The 21,089-nt window shown below is 53.6% G+C and carries 15 protein-coding genes and 1 pseudogene; 9 read left to right on the top strand and 7 right to left on the bottom strand.

Annotated elements, in window-relative coordinates; translation table 11 throughout:
- Positions 1-6 precede the first annotated feature (6 nt).
- Together JW953_02980 and JW953_02975 are read left to right on the top strand one after the other, a co-directional pair.
- Positions 7-768: a hypothetical protein gene (locus JW953_02980; GenBank protein MBN1991640.1), complete on the top strand. Its 762-nt coding sequence runs from the start codon at positions 7-9 to the stop codon at positions 766-768.
- A 203-nt stretch (positions 769-971) separates the two neighbouring features.
- A complete protein-coding gene (locus JW953_02975) occupies positions 972-2,762 on the top strand; it encodes a S8 family serine peptidase (protein MBN1991639.1) in 1,791 nt (596 codons plus the stop codon).
- Positions 2,763-2,801: 39 nt separating this feature from the next.
- Here the strand turns inward: JW953_02975 and JW953_02970 are convergent, their stop codons facing one another.
- Positions 2,802-3,212, bottom strand: a complete 411-nt coding sequence (locus tag JW953_02970) for a PIN domain-containing protein (GenBank protein MBN1991638.1) — start codon at positions 3,210-3,212, stop codon at positions 2,802-2,804.
- On the bottom strand, positions 3,212-3,472 hold the full coding sequence (locus JW953_02965; protein MBN1991637.1) for a hypothetical protein: 261 nt from the start codon (positions 3,470-3,472) through the stop codon (positions 3,212-3,214). The genes JW953_02970 and JW953_02965 overlap by 1 nt, the downstream gene beginning before the upstream one ends.
- A 550-nt stretch (positions 3,473-4,022) precedes the next feature.
- Between JW953_02965 and JW953_02960 the strand changes: the two genes are divergently transcribed.
- Genes JW953_02960 through JW953_02945 form a run of 4 tightly spaced genes read left to right on the top strand, consistent with a single transcriptional unit; the run spans position 4,023 to position 11,811 of the window.
- Positions 4,023-5,114 carry a hypothetical protein gene (locus tag JW953_02960; GenBank protein MBN1991636.1) on the top strand — a complete coding sequence of 364 codons (1,092 nt, stop codon included), beginning with the start codon at positions 4,023-4,025 and terminating at the stop codon, positions 5,112-5,114.
- 6 nt (positions 5,115-5,120) lie between these two features.
- On the top strand, positions 5,121-6,767 hold the full coding sequence (locus JW953_02955) for a hypothetical protein (GenBank protein ID MBN1991635.1): 1,647 nt from the start codon (positions 5,121-5,123) through the stop codon (positions 6,765-6,767).
- A gap of 24 nt (positions 6,768-6,791) precedes the next feature.
- On the top strand, positions 6,792-9,431 hold the full coding sequence (locus tag JW953_02950; GenBank protein MBN1991634.1) for an N-acetylmuramoyl-L-alanine amidase: 2,640 nt from the start codon (positions 6,792-6,794) through the stop codon (positions 9,429-9,431).
- Between the two features lie 22 nt (positions 9,432-9,453).
- Entirely contained in the window at positions 9,454-11,811 is a 2,358-nt protein-coding gene (locus tag JW953_02945; GenBank protein MBN1991633.1) for an N-acetylmuramoyl-L-alanine amidase, read from the top strand.
- A 133-nt stretch (positions 11,812-11,944) separates the two neighbouring features.
- On the opposite strand, the gene JW953_02940 is transcribed toward JW953_02945, so the two are convergent.
- A complete protein-coding gene (locus tag JW953_02940) occupies positions 11,945-12,724 on the bottom strand; it encodes a hypothetical protein (protein ID MBN1991632.1) in 780 nt (259 codons plus the stop codon).
- Between the two features lie 151 nt (positions 12,725-12,875).
- On the opposite strand from JW953_02940, the gene JW953_02935 reads away from it, so the two are divergent.
- Complete coding sequence (locus JW953_02935; GenBank protein MBN1991631.1) at positions 12,876-13,412, top strand: DUF2617 family protein; 537 nt, start codon at positions 12,876-12,878, stop codon at positions 13,410-13,412.
- An 85-nt stretch (positions 13,413-13,497) separates the two neighbouring features.
- Entirely contained in the window at positions 13,498-14,334 is an 837-nt protein-coding gene (locus JW953_02930; GenBank protein MBN1991630.1) for an MBL fold metallo-hydrolase, read from the top strand.
- A 7-nt stretch (positions 14,335-14,341) separates the two neighbouring features.
- Here the strand turns inward: JW953_02930 and murA are convergent, their stop codons facing one another.
- Together murA and JW953_02920 are read right to left on the bottom strand one after the other, a co-directional pair.
- A complete protein-coding gene (gene murA / locus JW953_02925; protein MBN1991629.1) occupies positions 14,342-15,628 on the bottom strand; it encodes a UDP-N-acetylglucosamine 1-carboxyvinyltransferase in 1,287 nt (428 codons plus the stop codon).
- A 16-nt stretch (positions 15,629-15,644) separates the two neighbouring features.
- Positions 15,645-16,463, bottom strand: a complete 819-nt coding sequence (locus JW953_02920; protein MBN1991628.1) for an SAM-dependent chlorinase/fluorinase — start codon at positions 16,461-16,463, stop codon at positions 15,645-15,647.
- 267 nt (positions 16,464-16,730) lie between these two features.
- On the opposite strand from JW953_02920, the gene JW953_02915 reads away from it, so the two are divergent.
- Positions 16,731-17,822 (top strand): calcium/sodium antiporter, encoded by a 1,092-nt coding sequence (locus JW953_02915; GenBank protein ID MBN1991627.1) that lies wholly within the window; start codon positions 16,731-16,733, stop codon positions 17,820-17,822.
- Positions 17,823-18,402: 580 nt separating this feature from the next.
- Here JW953_02915 and JW953_02910 read toward each other — a convergent pair.
- Positions 18,403-18,486, bottom strand: a pseudogene (locus tag JW953_02910) (SEC-C domain-containing protein).
- Positions 18,487-18,604: 118 nt separating this feature from the next.
- Positions 18,605-21,004: an ABC transporter permease gene (locus JW953_02905; GenBank protein ID MBN1991626.1), complete on the bottom strand. Its 2,400-nt coding sequence runs from the start codon at positions 21,002-21,004 to the stop codon at positions 18,605-18,607.
- Between the last annotated feature and the right edge of the window lie 85 nt (positions 21,005-21,089).

The raw sequence follows: 21,089 nt of genomic DNA, 5'->3' as shown, positions 1-21,089 counted from the left end.
ATAAAAATGAAAAAACTTTCCCTAAAATCAACTTTTTCCGTCTTGATTATTTTGGCTCTACTGTTGACCTTCTCCTCGCTGGCGTTTGCCCAGGGCGGGGTGCGGGTTTACTTGGAGCCGGTTGAATCAACCAATGATACCCTGACCGTAGACGTGGTGCTGGAAAATGTGACCGACCTGTATGGGGCCGAATTTCGGGTGAAGTATGACCCGGCGGTGTTGGCGGTGCAGGATTTGAACGCCGAGCAAGAAGGCATCCAAATTGAAACCGGCACCCTGTTGCCCGCCGATCAGGGGTTTGTGGTGGCCAACAAGGTGGATGAAGCCGAAGGTCAAATCATCTTTGCCATGACCTTGCTCAACCCGGCCCCGCCGGTGAGCGGGCAAGGTCCCCTGGCCCGGGTGACCTTTCAGGTGCTGCAAACCAGCCCCTCCGTGGTTAACGTGGAGCATGCCAAACTGGTTTCTTCTAATTTGCAAACCATCCCCGCCGAAACCGGCAGCCTGAACATTGGCCGCGAAAGTGAAGCGGCGGCAGCGCCGGCTACGGCTGACGTGCCCCCGGCTGCCGGCGGTAGCGACTTTCCGTGGTGGATTGTGGCGGTGGTGGTGATGCTTTTGGGTGTTTTGCTCTTGGGTGGTTTGATTGTGCTTGGCAGCGGCAAATCTAACAAGTCGTCCGCGCCGGCCCAAACCCGCCAGCCGGGCCAACGACCGCCGGTGCGGCCATCCGGCTCCCGGCCCAGCGCGTTCAAGCAAAACTCCTGACCTGGCCTCAAAGCAGTAGTTTAGACAATCCGGCGACTTATCCCCGGTATCCCAGGGCCGGTCAATTGTCCCCCAGTTCAGTCAGGACGAGGGAGACCCTCAAGGTTTCTGAAACCTTGAGGGCCTCTATTCGGTAGAAAAGCCAATTGTTCTTGCGTTGTATCTGCTGTTTGCCTGGCAGACATACAACAAAGGTATGTTCAGTGGAAATACGTCCTTTTATTTGTGGCACAAAAACCGCCGTCATCAGCTTAACCATCCTGATGCTGGCGTTGTTTTCTTTTATAAAACAGCCGGTCAATTCTGCTCAGGCTCAAACGCCGGATGCAGCCGATGTTGCCGCAGCTCTGGATGAAGCCGAATCGGTTAGAGTGATTGTTGTCTTGCGGACAGCGGAGCCTGGGCCTGCCACCGGCTTGTCAGTAGAGGCAGTGGCCCAGGCCCAACAGTCAGTGGTGGCCGCCTTACCGCTTCACGACTTTCGCCCGATTCAACGGTTTGAAACTTTGCCCGGCCTGGTGGGTGAGGTGACGGCCCCGGGTCTGGAGATTTTGCTCAACCGGCCCGAAGTAGAAGCCGTCGCCCTCGATCTGCCGGTGGAGGCGGCCTTAACCGAGAGCGTGGCTTTGATTGGGGCCGATTCTGTTTGGGCCCAATTGGGTTTCACCGGGGCCGGGGTAAATGTGGCGGTGCTGGATACCGGCCTTGATCCTACTCACCCGGATTTGGCCGACAACCTGGTGGCGCAAAAATGTTTTGGCCACGGTATTTGTCCCCCTGATAATACGGCTGAAGGTGATCTTGCTTGGGATGGCCATGGCCACGGCACCCACCTGGCCGGTATCATCAGCGGGCGCGGCCAGAGCGCCCCGCGGGGGGGCGCCCCGGATGCGGGCCTGGTTGCCGTGAAAGTGATGAGCGATAGCGGCTCCGGTTTCACCTCCGATGTTATTGCCGGGATTGATTGGATCATAGCCAATCAATCCCAACTCAAGGTAAAAGTTATCAATCTGAGCCTGGGCGGCGGCGCGTATAGCGGGGTTTGTGATAATGCCGATGCCAACACTCAACTGTATACCCAGGCGATTCAGGCGGCCAGGGAAGCCGGGATTACAATTTTTGCGGCGGCGGGCAACAAAGGATTGGCCAACCAGATGATGGCCCCGGCCTGCGTGTCGGGCGTGATAGCCGTGGGCAGCACTTATGATGCTAACCTGGGTCCGGTCACGTTGGGCGGTTGTACCGATGCCCAGACCACGGCCGACCAGGTAACCTGCATCAGTAACAGCAGCCCCGCCCTGGATTTGCTTGCGCCCGGCGCAGTGATTGACTCAACCGCCCTGGGCGGCGGCCAGCGCCGCGAGTCCGGCACGTCAATGGCCACCGCCCACGCCTCGGCCGTGGCGGCCTTGATGTTGTCCGCCAACACCGCTCTGACCCCCCTTGAAATTGAAACAATTTTGGCTGAAACCGGCGTGCCCATCACCGACAGCCGCAACGGCCGGATAACTCCGCGCGTAAATGCGTTGGCCGCGGTCAGCCGGGTTGCCGGCCATCAGGCTGCGGCCGTTTCAGGAACCGTGTTATTGCAGGGCCGCACCGACCACAGCGGCGTCCAAATCCTTTTGAGTGAAGGCCCCTGCGCCGCTGCGCTGGCGACGGCCTCAACCACGACCACCGGCCCGGGCGGCTACTTTGAAATTGCGGCATTGCCTGCCGGGCAGAATCAGCCATACTTGCAAGTGGTTCAATCCGGTTATCTGACGGGCCAGCACAACATGCCCGCAGGCAATTTGGGCGTGATCACCTTGCCCGGCGGCGATGTGACCGGCGATGGTTTGATTGATATTTTTGACCTGTCTTTTATTGCCCTCCGTTACAACGGCCATGATCCCTCTGCCGATATCACGGCCGATGGCCTGGTAGACGTTTTTGATTTGGTGATTGCGGCGGGGAATTATGGCCGAGAGGGGCCAGTTAAGGATTGGCGGTAGAAGTTACAAAAATTTAGATTACGAACTCACAGGGTGTTGTTACTCAAGCTGAGCCAATAATTCTGTGGGAGTCAATACCGGGATAGTTGCAGCCTTAAACCCGGTGCTATCTCGGGACACAATAGCGTTGAGGTTGGCCATGTGGGCGCAAGCAATTTGCAAGTTGTCTTCAAAATCGTTACCCGGCAGCGCGTAGGCTTGTTGCAGAGTTTTTCGATCAACGGGGCAGATTTCGAACGTTTCCAGACAGAGGTGGACCGCCTTACGGGCAGTTTCCAAATTGGCCAAACGATGAGCAATGTAAAAAATATCGGTCAGAGTGGAAGCAACAAGGTGTCCCACAATCCGTCCCTCCTCATTTGCCTGCCAAATAGTGGCTGCTTCTATGGCCCACGGCTGTCGATCTAACAAAACATCAAGCAAGATATTGGTATCCAGTAGAATAAGCATCAACCGTACTTCTCCAAACGTCGTTCTCTCAGCCACTCTTGAATCTCTGCATCAGATGGCGGCATATGGCTTCCTGACAGGAGGCCATACGCCTCTGGCAACGTGCTACGTTTGAGCTGAGACGAAGTGGAATCGGGGACCGCCAATTCTGAAGCCAGGGTTTTTAAAACATCTTGAACCAGGATTAGGCGTCTGGAAAGAGGCCACCGGCGAATGACGGTCAAAATGTTTTCGTAACTGGTTGTTTGTAAATTATCCATAATGCCGTCTCCAAACTTTGGGGCAAGATAGCATATCCTGGCAATTATTATGCCTCAGATAGTAATTGCATCCAAATTCTATCTCAACGGCTGAGAAACTTGGCCACAACCATTGGTGGCCGGTTGAAGATGGTTTGCAAGATTGCTATCTACGAGCCAGATAATTGGTGTAACCTGTGGATAGCCCCAAAGTACATCTTGAATATTTAACAATACTATGATATGTTAAAAGTGTTGTAAGGTTGCAGCAGCTATTTTGTACTTTAACAAAAAAATGCCTGGGAGTCTTGTTTATTATCTATGGCCAAAACAATTGACTCCTGATCCTAACCCGGAGAAGACCGTGTCTGACAGGTTTTTCTTATCTTGTTTTGTTTTCCTGACACACTTCATTGATAACGGCCAATTCATTGCCTGCCATTATGGAGAGTGTGTTTAGCATAGAGCCAGCCCATTTATTTGGGATTGGCTCTTTTTGTTTCCACTCAGGAATGTTTGACTTAATTAAATGCATTCCAATTTAACTTCGTTTTAACGGAAGGCTTAACCAATGAAATACCAAAATTTGTCCCAGTTGTTCCATATTGCCTTTATATTTGTGCTGCTTTTGACTGTAGCTACCGTCACGCCGGTAACAGCCCAGGAACCGGAAACAGATGAATCTGAGGTTGAGATACAAATCGTTGATTTTATCAGATTTCTGTGGAATCCGGAGGAAACCTCTATTTCCAGAGGTGATGGGGCTGTAGTGACCAGCCTCAATATTGAAGGCGCTCAACAGATATCCGGGTTCACCCTGGCTATTGCCTACGATGCCTCCATTGTTTCCCCCAGCGATGTTAGGCCCGGCGCGCTGCTGCCGGGAACCAAGGGGGTGGACTATTTCTTCACTGTCACAAATGGTGGCATAGGGTTGAACTGCGGCGGCGACAGTTCCTTTTTGATCAACTTTGTGGTTTTGGAACCCCGTCTCACCATTGAGGGCAGCGGCAGTCTGGTTGATATTCTTTGGCGCAGCGACCCCGATGCGGCCGTGGATGATGAAGCCAGGATATGTCTCGACGGCAGCGACTCCTTGATAGTGGATAATAACGGTGTAAAGAGTCGAACTGCTGTGGTTGATACTGTTGGAAAGATAACGGTCATTCCCCAAAGCATTTTTAGGTTTCAAATCCTGCTGGAGGGTGGCAAAAACAGCGGGGAGGTAGCCGATGTGGTGCCGGAGCCTATCTTTACCCAGATTACTATCAATAATACCTACTCGTGTGATGGACAGGGAGTGGATAAAGATGGTTTCTGCGCTTTTAATAACGCTACACAGGAACCGCCCTATTTCATTCAGGTGAATAGAACCGGGTATCTTGAGGCCGTTGTTTCTTTGGATGAGCCAACGGATGCGACCTCAATATTGTTGTTGGCCGGCGATCTTAATAATGACAACGTGGTCAATATTCTTGATATTCGCCAAATGGCCGGCCTGTTGGGGCAAACGGTTGGCCCTTATACTATGGCTGAGGCAGCCGATTATACTTCGGATGACAAACTTGATATTATGGACCTGGTTCTGGTAGCCAAAAATTATGGCATGGCCGGCCCCACAGAAGTTATTGTGCCGGGAGATGAATTTCCCTTTGTAAGGTAAAGAACTATGAAAAGCCTACCCTGGCCGAGAAAATGGCTTATCAGCTTCATCGTAGTGGTTATCCTGGTGTTAGGTTTATCCGGGGCGCAGGTTTCATTGGCCTGTGGTTGGCCTCCTTGTCCCGGGCCTGTCCCCGTTTGTCCGCCACGCTATGAGCCGCCTTGCCCTCCATCAACTCCCCTTGTCCCTTCACCTGAACCTTGCCAGGTCACCGGCATAATTTTTGGCCGGGAGGTTTACGACATGGGCGAAACAATTGAGGTAACAGTGAGGGTGGCCGACTACCGGGGTACGCCGCTGGGCGGGGCAAATGTGGCGGCAGACGTAACCCGGCAGCCGTTCAACATCCAGGCGTCAACCGGATTTGGCCTGATTGACCGGATGGGCGAGTATGATGGCGTTTATGATAAAACCACTGAACCCGGAAACTATCACTTCAAGTTTACGGTTTCCGACCCAACCGGCCAACAGTTTTTGCCCTGTTATGGCGAAGCAGAAATTGAGATTCGACCCAATCCCACCGTGGAAGCATGCCAGATTACCCTCACCTCTGATAAACCAGAGTACCAAGTTGGCGAGACTATCGCTTTGACCGCACAAGTAACCGCCAATGGTAAATATCAATGCGATGCGGTGGTAGAAGGAACCGGGCCGGATAGCCACAAGCTTAACTTCACCGGCAATTGCCCTTATCTGGCTGTTTACCCGCATACGGATATTGCGGGCAGCTACACCTTTCATGTGTCGGCCCGTGACCCCCAGCAGAAATTCCGGCCTTGCTCAACCGACTTGACGGTTACGGTCAATCAGAATGGTAATGAGGTAAAGGTGCGGGTTGTTCCTGAAACTCAGGAATCTACTTTATGCCGTTTGCAAGATACAACGGCCATTAATGTTGATGATGTTACCAACCTGTCCAAAATAGAATTGGTAACAACTTACAAACCGGATGTGCTCCAGGTAATTGACGCCGACCCTGGCCAGCGCGGGGTACAGGTAAGAGCGGGCAATGGTTGGGAAACGGCCCATATCATTGAAAACAGAGTTGATACCCGGCAGGGCCGTATCTACTTTGTGGCGGAACTGTTGGATGGTTATGCCATCAACGGCACAACCGGCTTGATGGCCTTTGATTGGCGGTCTCAAAACGAAGGAAGCAGCTCCATTATCCTGGAAAAGGTGATTTTAACCGACCACAAAGGGCAGGTGATTAAATCTATGCTCCAACATGGAATAGCTATCGTTAAACATGTTCAAGATTGTCGAGGGGCAGGGGTGGCCAGGTTGCAAAGTCGTTCTGACCATAGCGGCATCATTGTGACCAATACCACCGGCGAACAGGCACAAACCCGGGTTGATGGCTTTTTTATCATCACCCCCGACCGCATTCTGTATTTTGAATTTCCCGGCTATCTTTCTGCTCAGGTTGACTTGTCCCAATCTGAGCAGAATGAAGGACTGGACACGATCACCTTGTTGGCCGGTGATGTGAACGGCGATAACCTTATTGATGTTTTGGACCTGGCTTACGTAGCCAACACCTATTCTTCCACCAACTCGCTGACCGATTTCAACGCCGATGGGCAGGTAAATATCCTGGACCTGTCCTTGATTGCCGGTAATTATGGTCGGCAAACTCTGACTGCCAGGTAAACAATGCCATTAGAGGATAACATAATGAAAAAGTTATTAATACCCCATTTTTTGAAATGGGCAATTGGTTTGTTATTACTTTTGATAATGCTGATCGGAGTTGCGCCAACGTTGGCTCACCAGCTTCAACGTAATGGCCAGCCTGATTTTTCCGGCGTCAGCCAGGCTGCTGCCAATGGAAATGCTGTTGTTGAATTGCGCGAAACTCATCTCGATGTTACCTATTTTGCGAAAAATGGCCGTATGGATGGAGTAACGCTAACACCCACCGGACTGCATTTGGCCGAGGGCGAAAGCAGAGGAAGTTATACATCCGGTATCATTCACAGCCCCCTGGCTTTTACTACCGATATTGTCCCTCTTTGGGAGGTTGAAGTGGAACAGGCAGAATTCCGTGTGGAAACACGCTTGACTTTTGATAATGGCGCCTCCTGGACCGAATGGCAAGAAAATCCTGAAGCCTTCTATCCGGTGCGCGATAATCTACACGGTGGGCATCTCATCTGGGTTGGGCGTAACCTGACAGCCTTACAGTTTCGAGTAACCCTGTTCAATAACGCGATGGGCACTTCATCTCATTTCAAGAATCTGACCCTGGTTTTCAGCGATACCAGTCAGGGGCCGAACGATAGCGAGATTGCGGGGCAAATGAGTGGAGCCAGCACAACCGGCTCAATTTGCCCGCCGCAAAAACCGCCTGTTGTTTCACGGACCCACTGGGGCTGCCCCGATGGTCAACACAGCCCTCGCCGCCTGCCGCTCTACCATCCGGTGACGCACGTTATCATTCATCAGGCCGAAACACCCAACCATACCGACCCGTACTACAACTGGGCCAGTTGGGTGCGCTCAGTTTGGAATTACCATACCAATGTGTTGGGCTGGGGCGACGTGGGTTACAATTATCTCATTGACCCCAACGGCGTTATTTATGAGGGCCGGGCCGGAGGCGATGATGTGGTGGGCATTCACGACAGGCACAATTACGGTTCTATGGCCATTGGCTTCCTGGGTTGCTATGGCGGCTGCGATGACCCTGCTTTAAATGTAGCCGAACCAGACCAGATGATATTGGATGAAGCGGCCAATTTGATAGCCTGGAAATTGGGGCAAAAGGATATTGACCCTTTCAGCAGCGGCCCCTATGGTCATTTGCCCAATGTGCCCGTAATTGCCGGAGGGCAAGATGTCGCGCCAACCACCTCTCCAGGGGATAGTTTGTATATCAAACTGCCTGAACTGCGGGCTATGACGGCAGAAAAAATCAAATGCGAGCTACAGACATGTCAAATTACCGGCTTTGAATTCGATAAAGAAATCTACAACACAGGTGAAACCATTGATATGAACATCTGGCTGGCCGATAGCCAGGGGATGCCGCTGATTGATGCCCAAGTAGAAGCCAAGCTAACCCGACATCCTCTAACCGTACAACCCCTGACCGAACTTTTGGCGGATGGGCCGGCAGATGATAATTTTCTTTTAACAGATGAAGGATGGGGCAAATATGTTGGCCATTATGCTCAAACCGAGAGTGTTGGAGCCTATCATTTCACCTTCACCGCCCGCGATCCAACCGGCGAACGATTTTTGTCCTGTATCGCCTCGCCGGCCCCTGTTGTGGTTGTTGACAACACCACGCCTGTTCCACCGTCTGCAACCCCAACACCTACGATCACCCCTGGCACGCCATTCCCCAGCCCAACCCCAACACCTTCACCATCTTCAACCGGTATTGCGCCTACTGCTACGCCAACAGCTACACCCAGCCCAACCCCAACGCCGGATATTACCGGGCCAATTGTCAAAGTTATCCCTGAAAATTTGATAATACCTGTTCGTACTACTCAGGAGACAACGGCGATCAACATCGAAAATGTTTCCAACCTGGCTGCCGTGCATATAGAAGTTGTGTATGATCCAAATGTGTTGCAAGTGCTTGACGCCAACGAAAAAAAAGAAGGCGTACAGGTGTGGGTTAATGATGCTTTTGCTAACGGCTTCATTGCTAAAAACATCGTTGATTCGATCAATGGCCGCATTACTGTTGCGGTTACGCTTATAGGCAGCGATAAAATTGATGGAAACAGCAATTTGATAACAGTTGATTGGCAACCTAAAACTGTGGGCGTTAGCAACATTGTTTTGGAGAATCTCATTCTGGCCAATGTCAACGGACAGGTGATACCGTTCACCCCCCAACATGGCCGGGCAGAAGTAGTGGATGATCATGCCGGAACTTCAGGAGTGGTAACATTGCAAGGCCGTACCAAACACAGCGGTATTCTTGTAACCAACAGCGCAGGACAACAAACGCAAACTCAAGATGATGGCTCTTTCTTTGTTACGGGCAATGACACGCTCAAATTTCAGTTTCCCGGTTATTTATCGGCCCAGGCTAATGTTCGAGTAGGATTGGAATTAAGTCAGATAGATAACGGAGCCGCTTTCCAAACATCGCATCTGGAAGAAATAATCTTGCTGGCTGGGGATATTAATGCCGATGACGTGATAGATATTCTCGATTTAGCCTATATTGCTTCTGCTTATGCCAGCGCCAACCCAACGGCCAACCTTAATGCCGATAGCGTTGTTGATATTTTTGACCTGGTAATTGCAGCGGGGAATTATGGCAAACATAGCCGGGTAGAGGATTGGAAATGAGTAGTTTAAGGAGGATTTAACCATGAGATTTTTATTAAAAACTTATGTTAACCAAAAACGAATAATGGGGATAGGAACGTTACTGCTGGCCTTGCTGGCCACCTGGCTCTTTAGCCTGCCCCAACCGCGTGCTTCGGCTCAGGATGGCCGGGTTACTCACGCTTCGGCAAATGGCGATTCAAACATCATTTCCCAACAAATGGTTTTGGCTGCTGGCGAATTTGCTGAGACCGGCACGAGGGACAATGTGCAAGTTACGGCTGAAGGTTTGACCTTGGCCGAAGGGGCCGGTACCGGCGTTTACATTTCCGAGGCCATTCATTCGCCCCTGGACTTTACCACCGACATTGGCCCGGCTTGGTTGGCCGACCTCCCGGCCGGGACATCGGTTTTGGTGGAAACGCGTTTGAGCAGTGACGGCCAAAGCTGGGGCGACTGGTCAGCCGTGCCGGTGGAATATTATCCCGTGCGCCAGGCTGAATACGGTGGCGTGTTGATTTGGGCTAACCAGCCCGAGGTTTACGTCCAGTTCAAGCTGGTGTTGCAGGCTGCCGCAAATGGCCCGTCGCCTCTCTTTCGCCGGCTGACCTTATTCTTCAACGATACCAGTCAAGGCCCCGGCACCGCAGCCGCCGTAGCCCAAGCCCAACGCGAAAATACCGGGCCGGCTTCTTTAACCTGCCCGGCCAAACCCCTGGTCATTCCACGCACTGCCTGGGGCTGCCCGTCCGGTGGGAATAGCCCCTATTGGCCGCCGGCCTACCAGCCGGTGACGCACGTTGTCATCAACCATACGGCCACGCCCAATTCCGCCGATGATTGGGCCAAAGTGGTACGCTCGATCTGGCATTACCACGCCTATGTGCTTGGTTGGGGAGACGTGGGGTATCAATATCTCATTGACCCCCTGGGCAATATTTACGAGGGCCGGGCCGGCGGCGACGACGTGATTGGCGCGTTTGATGGTTATAATCGCGGCGCAATGGGCCTGGGCTACATTGGCTGTTACGGCAATTGTGATTATCTGGGCATCGCCAATGCGCAGCCTTCACCGGCCATGCTGTCAGCCGGTAATGCGCTAATGGCCTGGAAAGTGGACCAGGAAGAGCTTGACCCCTTTGGCAACGGTCAATATTGTTATCAAACCTTGCCCAATATTGTCTCCCGCTCCGCCGTCACCTGCCGGGGTGGTTCGCTGTCGCCGGGGGACTACCTGGACGCCAGGGCGCCGGAGATGCGCCAGGCCGTGGCCGACATCATTGCGAACTGTCAGGAGGTTACACCCACTCCGGGCGTAACGGTTATTATCACTATTGAGCCAACAACTCCCACTCCCACTCCCACCCCCACCGGCCAGACCCCTTCACCAACAGCTACGCCGTCGCCAACCCCAACCGGCGGCACGTTAACCCCTACGGCTACGCCCTCACCATCGCCAACTCCAACCATCGGCACGCCAACGTCTACGGCTACCCCTTCGCTCACACTCACCCCCACCAACACCCCTTCGCCAACCCCAACCGGCCCGGCAGTAGGCTTATCGCCGGCCTTGCTCCAAGTTGGCCTTGAAGGAACCGGCCAAACCCGGGTTGAAGTGACCAATATCTCCGACTTGTACGGCGTTGATTTTCGTTTGACCTACGACCCGGCCGTAGTGGAAGTGGTTGACGCAGACCCCAATACCGATGGCGTTCAGGTGGGCGTGGGCGAGATTTTCCAGGAGGTGGAGTCGTTTGTGCTCAAGAACGAAGCCGGCGATGGGGTCATTAATTTTGTGGCCACCCGGCAAGGGCCGGCCCCGGTTTTTAGCGGGACAGGTGAGTTGGTTGAAATCACCTGGCGCGGCAAAACCGAAGGAGAAACCCCGCTTGAGTTTAGCCAGGTTAAGGTATCTAACCCGGATGGCTTACCTTTATCCGTAGCCGTTCAGAACGGTCAAATTGAGGTTGTTTTGCAAATTGTTATGCGCGGCTGGATTGAGTTTAGAGATGCCAACGATAGTTTTAGATGGGGTTGGGGCGACCCGCCGCCCGAAATTGGGCAGGCAGACGGTCAATTTGAAGTGGTGATAGACCCCACCACCGGCGCCTACGTTTTAACCGTCACTGTGCCGGGTTATCTCACCGTGGTCATCAAGGGGCAGGATTTTACCGACCTGAGCGATATTGATCTGGATGACATCATCCTGATTGGGGGTGAAGTGACCGGCGACGACTTGATAGACGTTTTTGACCTGACCTTTATTGGCAGTCGTTACGGGGGTTCTGAAGCTACAGCCGACATTAACCGTGATGGGATCACCGACATTTTTGATTTGACCCTGGCCGCGTCCAATTATGGACAGCAGGGTCCCGTTACGGTAGGCTTGGAGTTAGAATAAGGCACCGTAGAGGCCCCCGAGGTTTTAAAAGCCTTGGGGGCCTAAATAATTATGATGACAACATTTGCCACCTACTTGCATCCCCATACTATACCAATTGAAAAGATTTCCTTTGCCGGCCACTCAGTTCCCTTTAATTCACCCGCTGGAACGTGAGCACGTAAGAAAAGTGCTTGCCCGGCGGCAAAGGGCAATTATCCAGCGTAAGGCAGGCGGCGTTGGGATAGTCCGGCCCGCCCAATTTGCCCACAATGTCTTCAGGCACGGGTTGCATTAAAGACATATTGTGGGAAACCTCGCTGGTCACAGGCTCGCCGTTAACGCTTTCCACCTTTAAACGGAAAACTTCGCGGTCCATCAAAAGTTCCGCTTTGCCCGGCCCTTTATCGCCAGAGATGGTTTGAGCGGGATATTCGGCGGTATTGACAAGCAAGGCCCCGTCAAGGGGACTGCCCCCGGCGTCGAGAACGGTGATAAAGATGGTGCGGCCCGAACCTGCGCCCTCGATGCCGCCGTTATTTTCCCCCAACCCCAAAACGCGCAGTTCGGTGATGACAAAATCGAATTCCGGGGCAGGGGTGGCGGTCGGTTCCGGCGTAGCCGTTGGCTCGGCGGGAAGTGGCGGGGCGGTTGGTTCGGCCGGGGTGTCAGTGGCTGCGGGTTCTTCAGAAAGCGGGGCGGCGGCTTCTATCACGGGGGTATCGGTGGGCAGGGGGGGGATAGTGGGCGTGGGCGTGGGCGCGTTTGTCGCCGGGGCCGGAGCAAGGGTGGCGGTTGGGGCAAGTTTGGGAGTTTTGGTGGGCGTGGGGGTGAGGGTAGGCTGGTTTTGGGCCAAAAAGTCGGGACGGCAGGCCAGGCCCGCCAGGCAGAGCAGGATTACCCCAAGCAGGATTTTTGGTTGATAAAGTTTCATTTGGGCGCATCTCCAAGGTTTGATAATGGCGGGTATTATACCATCAGGAGCAATTAAAAGGCCAACCCACCTTGCCAGCAACAATTTGGTGAGGCATAATAGCCTGGCCGGCCTGACAATGCCTGAATTCGGAGGCCGGGCAGGATGTGGTATGTTTGAATTCAAAAATCTGGCCCTGCAAGACGTAACCTTTGCGCTATGCGCCCAGAGCGTGCCTCTGGACGAATTTAAGGTTGTGGCTCATAGAGACTTTGAAATTGACCGGCAGAGCCGGGGGAGTGTCTCCATCATCGGCCAAAGTCACGTTTTGCGGTTTTCCAGAGGCGCGGAGGCGTTATCGGAAATTTTACTGTGCGTGCCGTATGACCTTACGGCCTACAGCCCCATTAACCAGACCAAGTCGTCGGCCAATTTTCGCTTTAGCCTTGAGCTTGGCCACCTTAAATATGCCACCCGCGTTTCCACCACAGTGGCGGCTGCGCCGGATGAGTGGCTCAAAATATCCGGCCCGTTCCAGCAAAACGCCAATGCGTTGACGTTCCATTTTCCGCCAGGCCCGCTGCCGTACCCGCCGCTAACCTCGCTGGTTTGGCGCATTGGCCGGGCGGCTGTCACGGTCAAGTCAATTCATACTTTTCCGGCTGAAAATGCCCTGGTCAAAACCCACACTCGCTTAAATTGGGCCTGATTTGGCCGCAAAATTGCTTGACACCCTACCCCTGTTTGTGCTATTCTTCATCTGTTATAAATACCTGTTTGGGGAGGCTTTTCCCGTGCGACGCGAGCGCGTGTCTGACGATATTTACGTTTTTACCAGTAGCCTTTACGCTCAAGTAACGGCCTCGGCGGTGGTTACCTGGGAAGGAATTGTGGTGATTGACACCTTGCCCTATCCCGTGGAAACACTTGAGATGTTAGAATGTTTAAATAGCTTAGGCCAAGGCCCGATAAGATACCTGGTCAATACCCACTGGCATGGCGACCACACCTACGGCAATTATTTGTTTGATGATTCTATCCAACTGGTGTGTCATGAAAGATGCCAGCAGTTATTGCGCCAGGAAGGCCCGCGGATTTTGCACGAGGCGCGGGAAACAACGCCCCTGCTGGAAGAGGTTGAATTGCGAGTGCCCGACATTACGTTTGACGAGGGCCAATTGGTGCTGCACGTGGGCAACAAATCTATTGAAATAACCCTGACCCCCGGCCACACCATGGATTCAACCGTGGCCTACGTGCGCGAGGATAAAGTTTTGTTGGCCGCCGACACCATGATGCCGGTGCCTTATTTTGTTTGGGGAGACCGGCATATCTTTAAAGAATCGCTGAACTACTTAAAGGAATACAACCTGGAAAGCATTGTGCAGGGGCATGGCGAAGTGTTGCTGCGCGGCGAAATTCCGGGCGCCATTGATTCCAGTATTCGCTACCTGGATGTTTTAGAAGAAAAAGTGGCCAAAGTGGTTGAAAAGGGGGCCAGCCGGCAAGCCCTGGACCGCCTGACCATTGAGAGTTGCGGCAAGAGCCGCATTCCCCTCAACGGCCTGGTGCAAGATTTGCACCGGGCCAATGCCTATGCTTTGTACGACGAGCTGGCAGGCGCAAAGTGAGCGGAGATCAATCCTGGGTGCGTTTGATTTTGGCCCCCAGTTTTAATAGTTTCTCCTCAATATTTTCATAGCCCCGATCTATCTGGCCAATATTACGAATTACGGTTTTGCCTTCGGCGCAGAGGGCGGCAATGAGCAGGGCGATGCCGGCCCGGATGTCGGGGCTGGAGATGCCTTGCCGGTCGCCGCGCAGGGTGCTGGGGCCTTGCACCAGGGCGCGGTGGGGGTCGCACAGCACAATCCTGGCCCCCATACTGATCAGCCGGTCCACAAAATAAAGGCGACTCTCGTACATTTTTTCGTGAAAAAGCACGGTTCCCGTGGCCTGGGTGGCGGCAACCAGGGTCACGCTCATCATGTCGGCGGGGAAAGCGGGCCAGGGGGCGTCGTCAATTTTGGGAATAGCGTCGCCGATATCGGGCATGATCACCAGCAGTTGATCGTCGGGCAAAAAAAGATCGTTCCCCTGGATTTCGGGGTTGATGCCCAGGCGGTTATAAACCATCAGCGTCATGCGCAGGTGTTCCAGCCCGGCGTTTTTGATTAAAATCTCTCCCCTGGTAACGGCAGACAGGGCGATAAAACTGCCCACTTCCAGGTAGTCCGAGCTGAGGGTAAACTCCACCCCCTTGAGCGATTCAACCCCTTCAATAACCAGCGTGTTTGATCCCACCCCTTGAATCTGAGCGCCCATTTTGTTGAGCATCAGGCACAGGTCTTGCACGTGGGGTTCAGAAGCGGCGTTACGCAGAATGGTTGTGCCTTTGGCCAGCGCCGCGGCCAGAACGGCGTTTTCGGTGGCGGTTACGCTGGCTTCCTCCAGCAAAATGTCTTGGCCGCGCAGTCGGGTGGCCTTGAGGATAAAATCGCCGTTGTATTCAAACTTTGCGCCCAGGGCTTGCAAGGCCGTGATGTGCGTGTCCACGCGCCGCCGCCCAATCTGGTCGCCGCCCGGTTGGCAAAGGCGGACTTCGCCCTCTCTGGCCAGCAGCGAACCCATTAACACCAGCGCGCCGCGCATTTTGGCAAAGCGGGTTGGGTCGGGCGTGGTGGTGCGGATAGCGCCGGCGCGCAGGGTGACGTGGCGCGCGCTGTGGTGCGTAACTTCTACGCCCAAATCTTCCATGATGTTGAGCATGGTGCGCACGTCGCCGATATCGGGCAGGTTGCGCAGCGTTACCGGCTGGTCTGTGAGCAGCGCCGCTGAAATCAGGGGAAAGGCTGCGTTTTTATTGCCGCTGGGCACAACTTCGCCTTTGAGCGGCGCTTGTCCTTCAATGATAAACGATTCCATAATTATACTTTCAGAACTATGCTTCCAGATCAAGGCTGTCGGTGATGGTCACAATATCGCCAAGTTGCACGCCCAGGGTTTGCGCGGCGTTGCCGTTTCGTATAGCAATTTCAACGTGGTTGCGCAGGCTGCCGGTGTAAGCCACAAGCCGGCCTTCGGCCACGTCGGCAAAGGTGCGCCGGAGCGATTTGATGATGTGGCGGCCTATGGTAAACGTGACTTGCGGTGGGTTGTCAATATCATGGGCCGTGATATTCAAAGTGAGGTTACCAAAGCGGTCAATGTGGATCACGCGACATTCGCTGTTTTTGCACTTTAGCTCAAAGCCTAACCGCACCAGGTTAATGGCCGACGGGCCAAACTGGGCCAGCGGCGCCCCGTTGGCAATGTGGGCGGCAGCCGGGGCAAAGATGTCGCGCCCGTGAAAGGTGGCGCTAACATTGGGCAGTTGGTAATCGGGATTGGTCAGCGTTACCGCTTCCAGCACGTTAACATCGTCGGCTGCCAGGGCCAGGCCAAACACGCCGTTGTCGGGGCCAACAAAAAAGCCCTGGTTTGTGCGCACGGCAATGGCCCGGCGTTTGCTGCCCACGCCGGGGTCAACCACCACGCAATGCACGGCGTGGGGGGGATAGTAGCCAAAGGCCCGGTACAGTACAAACGCCGCCGCCCGAATATCTTGCGGCGGAATATCGTGCGATAGATCGGCCAGGACGGCGGCGGGACAAATGCGCAGGATCACGCCCCGCATCACGCCCACGTAGCCGTCTTTTTCGCCAAAATCGGTGGTTAATGTAACAATGGGCCGGCGGCCGTTTTGCTGTGAAAAGGTCATCAATAACTTTTCTCCGGCGGTCTATTGTACGCCAGCTACAGGGGAGCGGCAAAACACCAAATGAGAAATGGGCCGGCAGGTTGATTGTGTAACGGAATCGTTTTTGTTATAATGGGCATAACCTTTTTTGGCGTTGGACGAAGATGATCTTGGCGCAGCGCTTTGATCATAGCATAGCTGAACCCAAAGTGTTAGACCAGATTCCCACTTTACGCCAACAACCAACCAACGATTCGTGATTTTGATTTTCGACTTCAGGAGTAACCTATGGGTGCCGCAATTGTCAGTTTAGCGATCATGGCCGGAGCCATTTATCTTCTTTCAATCATCACCGACGAGTTTTTTATCAAAAGCCTGGACCAAATAGCCCAAAAATGGAAATTGCCCGGCAATGTGGCCGGGGCGTCGTTGATGGCTATGGGGTCGTCCGCGCCGGAGTTGGCCATTGCCCTTTTTGCCTTGTTTTTGGGCGGCGGCGAGCACAGCGATGTGGGCATTGGCACAATTGTCGGTTCGGCCGTGTTCAATATTTTGGTGATCACGGGCGTGTCGGCCGTTGCCAGGCCGGCCAGGATTACCTGGCAGGTGGTTATCCGCGATTGCGTGATCTACGTGGCCAGCATTGGTTTGCTGCTGATCTCTTTTGCCGACGGCCGGATCACGGGCCTGGAAGCCGGGGCCTTTTTAGGACTTTACGGGGTTTATATTTTCATTCTTTTCCAGTGGAACGCCTTTTTGCCCGGCGAAGCGGCGGAAGTAATTGAGGTGATAGAAACCAGATTACAAGCGGGGCATAAACCTAACGGGGCCTTATACCAAAAAGCCAGGCGGGTTATTGCAAAGGGTTTTGGCGTTCTTATGGGCGACCCGCGCCGGGTTTATATCCGCGCTTTTTTGGTGTCTATTGTGTTCATTGCCGGTATCAGTTGGGTGTTGGTGGAGTATTCGGTGCGTTTTGCCCAGGCTATCGGGATTCCGCCGGTTATTGTGGCTTTAACGGTGCTGGCCGCCGGCACCTCTGCGCCGGATTTGATCTCCTCGGTCATTGTGGCCCGCCAGGGCCGGGGCGAGATGGCTATTGCCAACGCCGTTGGCTCCAATATTTTTGACATTTTGGTGGGCTTGGGCCTGCCCTGGCTGATTGCCCTGTTGATCCGCGGCAAAACCATTATGGTTGGCACCGAAAATCTGTGGCTGTCAACAATTATTTTGTTGGGCACCGTGGTTGTTTTGTTTGCCTTTCTCTCCACCGGCCGCCTTCTCAGCCGCAAAGAGGGGTGGGCTTTGGTGGTTGTTTACACCGTTTTTGTTTTGTGGACATGGCTAGAAGAGATGGTGCGGGCTTGGACGGGAATTTGAGGCATAATCTCCCTGGAAGCGTTTAGCCGGCATCTGGGGCGGTTCCGCGCCACGCATTAAGGCCGTGTTCCAACATCTGAATCAGAAAGGGATTGGTTTCGTTGGGCGTTTCCACCAGATGGTAGGCGCAAAATTGAATGATCCAGGCATCCAGCAGACGATCTTCGGCTACGTAGTCGGGCAGCATGCGTAACAATTCCCGGCCAATGCGTAGCCGGTCTTTTTTGTCGGCCAGATAGGCGGTAGCCAGGTTGAGGAATTGGGCGTAGCCGGCGTCACCCTGGGCCGGCGGTTCAGGGTAAGCCGTTGCTTCGCAGGCGCGGCGAACCTCGCCGACCGGGTAACGGTAGGAGGCAAAACGATCCTCGGCAAATAGATGGCGTGTACGTTCGGCAAACATCGGCGGGTCGTTTAGAATTTTTTCAAACCCGGCCCGCTGAACGTCCATTGCGGCGGTAGCCGCTTCAATTTCGTCAAAGGTTGCTTCGTAAGTAGCCAGTTCCTCGGCAACCTCTTTGGTCATTTTTTGCCGGTCGGCCAATTGATGGGCCAGCACCGTTCTTTGCCGGCGGGGGGCCTGGTCTTTTTGCATGCAGCATTGTTTATATTTTTTGCCGCTGCCGCAGGGGCAGGGAGCGTTGCGATTGATCTTTAAGGTACTCATAAATTTTGTCCGCCTGTTGTGATTGGGTTAGGGTACAGCCCAAACCGCTCCGGTTTGAGGCCGGGGCTGAGTATAGCACATTCCCTGCCGGCTGACAATTGAATTTGGAGAATTCGGGCTATTCGTAAGCCAACACTTCCCGCACGCTCAAGCGCGAGGCGTTCCAGGCGGGCAGCAGGCTGGCCAGGGCGGCCAGAAAAAGGATGATGCCCAACCACATCAAGGCGCCGCCAAAGGCAAAGGCGTACGTTAAGGGCGATTCTAAAAAAGCCACGCCCACTGCATCACTCAAGAGTTTGCCAATGGGCCAACCCAAAATAGCGCCAATGACCCAACTGATCAGGCCAATCACCAGACCCTCAAGGATCACAATTTTCATCACATCCCCATCCGACGCGCCCACGGCGCGCATAACGCCAATCTCGCGGGTGCGCTCGATCACGTTGATGCTCATGGTGCCCATCAGTCCCAAACAGCCTACCAGGGCAATCAACACCGCCATAAAGGCTAGAAAAAAGACAATGATATTAAATTGATATTCTATATTGTCTCGAATGGAGGCTGTGGTTTCTGTTTCTCTAACTTGCAAGCCCAACCGATCAAAATAATCTTTGACCCGCCGGGCCAATTGCTCCTGGAATTCAGGCGAATGGTCTTGGGCCACAATTTGCACGCCGCCGGAGCGGCCAATGTAGCGAACATAACGGGCAAAGTAAGGATAGTTGGCGTAAATAATGCGCCCGGTCATTACCCCTTTAACCAGGCCAACTACGCGCCACGTATCTTCCCGACCTTCAATGGTCAGCGTTAGCTCATCCCCCACCTTTATGTCCGGCTCCTCTTTGATCACTTCCGTATTCACCACAATGGCGTTTTCATCGTCGGGCAGCAGCCAGCGGCCTTGAAGCAGGGTTGGCTGGATCATGGTGGTGTCGGCGGGCGTGCCCAAGATGGAGATGTTAGGCCCTTCGTGGCCATCGGGGCGCATCCGGCGGGCGGTATTGCCAATCCAGCTTTCGGCATCTACCACACCCGGCACATTCAGCGCCAGCCGCTCAATTTCCTTGATACGGTGGGAATGGTCAAAATCCACTTCAACGTCGTAATTCCAATAGGTCAGGGCCTCGTCTAGCGTGGCCAGCAGCGAGCTGTGCACGCTTAACACGGCAATAAAAATGGCCCCGCCCAGGGTTAAGGTAAATAAGGTTAAGGCCAGGCGGGCCTTACGGCGGATGGTATTGCGCATTGAAATGCGAACGGGGCGGGACAAAGCCAATATTTTGCCGGTGAGCCACTCTGTGGCCCGGTCAATAAAGTGGCTGCCAAATTGTCCTTTACCCAAACCATAACTACTGATGGCCTCGTTGACCGTAATCCGCGCGCCGCTGACGATGGGGTATAGCGCGGCCAGCAGCGGCACAATCAAGCCCACGGCTATTTCAACGGCCAGCGCCTGGGGCGGAAGGCGAAAGCCGGCCAGGTTAAAATTGATCAGCCAGGCCAGGTACGCCGAAAACTTATACGCCGCCCACGCCCCTAAAGGCACGGCCACCAGCAATGATAGCAGGCTAAAAAATAGAACCATTCCCAGATAAAGTTGGATAATTTGCGTGGCCTGAGCGCCTATGGCTTTCATAATGCCCACTTGTTTAACTTGCTGGGCCAAAATAGCGGAGATAGTATTGATCACCAAAAAAGCACTTAAAAATAGCGAGAGCACGCCCAGCACGCCTAAAATCATCAACATCGGTTGGACAATTTCGTTGGCTTCGTGTTCTTCCGGTTCAGGAATCCAGGTCCAGTATACATTTTTGCCGCTTTTTTCAATCTTTTTTTCAACCGCATCGGCCACCGTCTGAATTTCATCTTTGGTGGGGGCGTATTTATCCAGGCGGAAGGTCAACTGATCATAATGACGCCACTCGCCCAGCCAGGCCAGAGTTTCAAAAGTGATGTAACCATAGGCCTCGCCCACAAACGGCGCCGGTGGGTTATACATATCGTGGACAATGCCGGCCACCCGGATGTGCCGGATTTTGCCGTCGGGTGTTTCAATTTCCAATACGTCGCCCTCTTGGGCGTTGGCAATTTCCAGCGATTGCCGCTCCAATAACAGTTCCCGTTTGGGCGGCGGCCAGGCCCCGCTCACAGGGCTAACAATGTTAAGACGCTGGTCGTTGTAGTCATTGAGCACGTCCAGGTTGAGCGTTTTCCACTGGTCCGGCCCCACCTTAAGACGCACCTCAAACTCATCCAAACGGGCATCGGCCTCGGCCACTCCCTCAACCCGGCGCACGGCTTCAACCACGTTATCATCAAACCAACTGGGAAAAAGGTGGGCATGGCCAGGGTGAGTGGCCGCGTACGTGCTGGCCATATCTTCCGAGAGCATAATCCGGGTGCTTACGATGAGGCCAATGGCAAACACACCTACGGCAATGGAGAGAATGACCAAAACGGTGCGTATTTTGTTCAACCATAAATCGCGTAGTATTTTTCGCCAGCGTGGTCTGAGCATGGGTACTCCCTAAAAAATTGTGAATTGTGAATTGTGAATTGTGAATTGTGAATTGTGAATTATGAATTATGAATTGTGAATTATG

The sequence above is a fragment of the Anaerolineae bacterium genome (assembly GCA_016931895.1).
Taxonomy (GTDB): Bacteria; Chloroflexota; Anaerolineae; order 4572-78; family J111; genus JAFGNV01.
This window is presented reverse-complemented; position numbering and strand designations above follow the sequence as displayed.

Coding starts and splice junctions, on each gene's coding strand:
- JW953_02915 (MBN1991627.1), top strand. CDS start 16,731: ATGGGTGCCGCAATTGTCAGTTTAGCGATCATGGCCGGAGCCATTTAT.
- JW953_02945 (MBN1991633.1), top strand. CDS start 9,454: ATGAGATTTTTATTAAAAACTTATGTTAACCAAAAACGAATAATGGGG.
- murA (MBN1991629.1), bottom strand. CDS start 15,628: ATGGAATCGTTTATCATTGAAGGACAAGCGCCGCTCAAAGGCGAAGTT.
- JW953_02940 (MBN1991632.1), bottom strand. CDS start 12,724: ATGAAACTTTATCAACCAAAAATCCTGCTTGGGGTAATCCTGCTCTGC.
- JW953_02970 (MBN1991638.1), bottom strand. CDS start 3,212: ATGCTTATTCTACTGGATACCAATATCTTGCTTGATGTTTTGTTAGAT.
- JW953_02980 (MBN1991640.1), top strand. CDS start 7: ATGAAAAAACTTTCCCTAAAATCAACTTTTTCCGTCTTGATTATTTTG.
- JW953_02935 (MBN1991631.1), top strand. CDS start 12,876: ATGTTTGAATTCAAAAATCTGGCCCTGCAAGACGTAACCTTTGCGCTA.
- JW953_02950 (MBN1991634.1), top strand. CDS start 6,792: ATGAAAAAGTTATTAATACCCCATTTTTTGAAATGGGCAATTGGTTTG.
- JW953_02955 (MBN1991635.1), top strand. CDS start 5,121: ATGAAAAGCCTACCCTGGCCGAGAAAATGGCTTATCAGCTTCATCGTA.
- JW953_02920 (MBN1991628.1), bottom strand. CDS start 16,463: ATGACCTTTTCACAGCAAAACGGCCGCCGGCCCATTGTTACATTAACC.
- JW953_02905 (MBN1991626.1), bottom strand. CDS start 21,004: ATGCTCAGACCACGCTGGCGAAAAATACTACGCGATTTATGGTTGAAC.
- JW953_02960 (MBN1991636.1), top strand. CDS start 4,023: ATGAAATACCAAAATTTGTCCCAGTTGTTCCATATTGCCTTTATATTT.
- JW953_02965 (MBN1991637.1), bottom strand. CDS start 3,472: ATGGATAATTTACAAACAACCAGTTACGAAAACATTTTGACCGTCATT.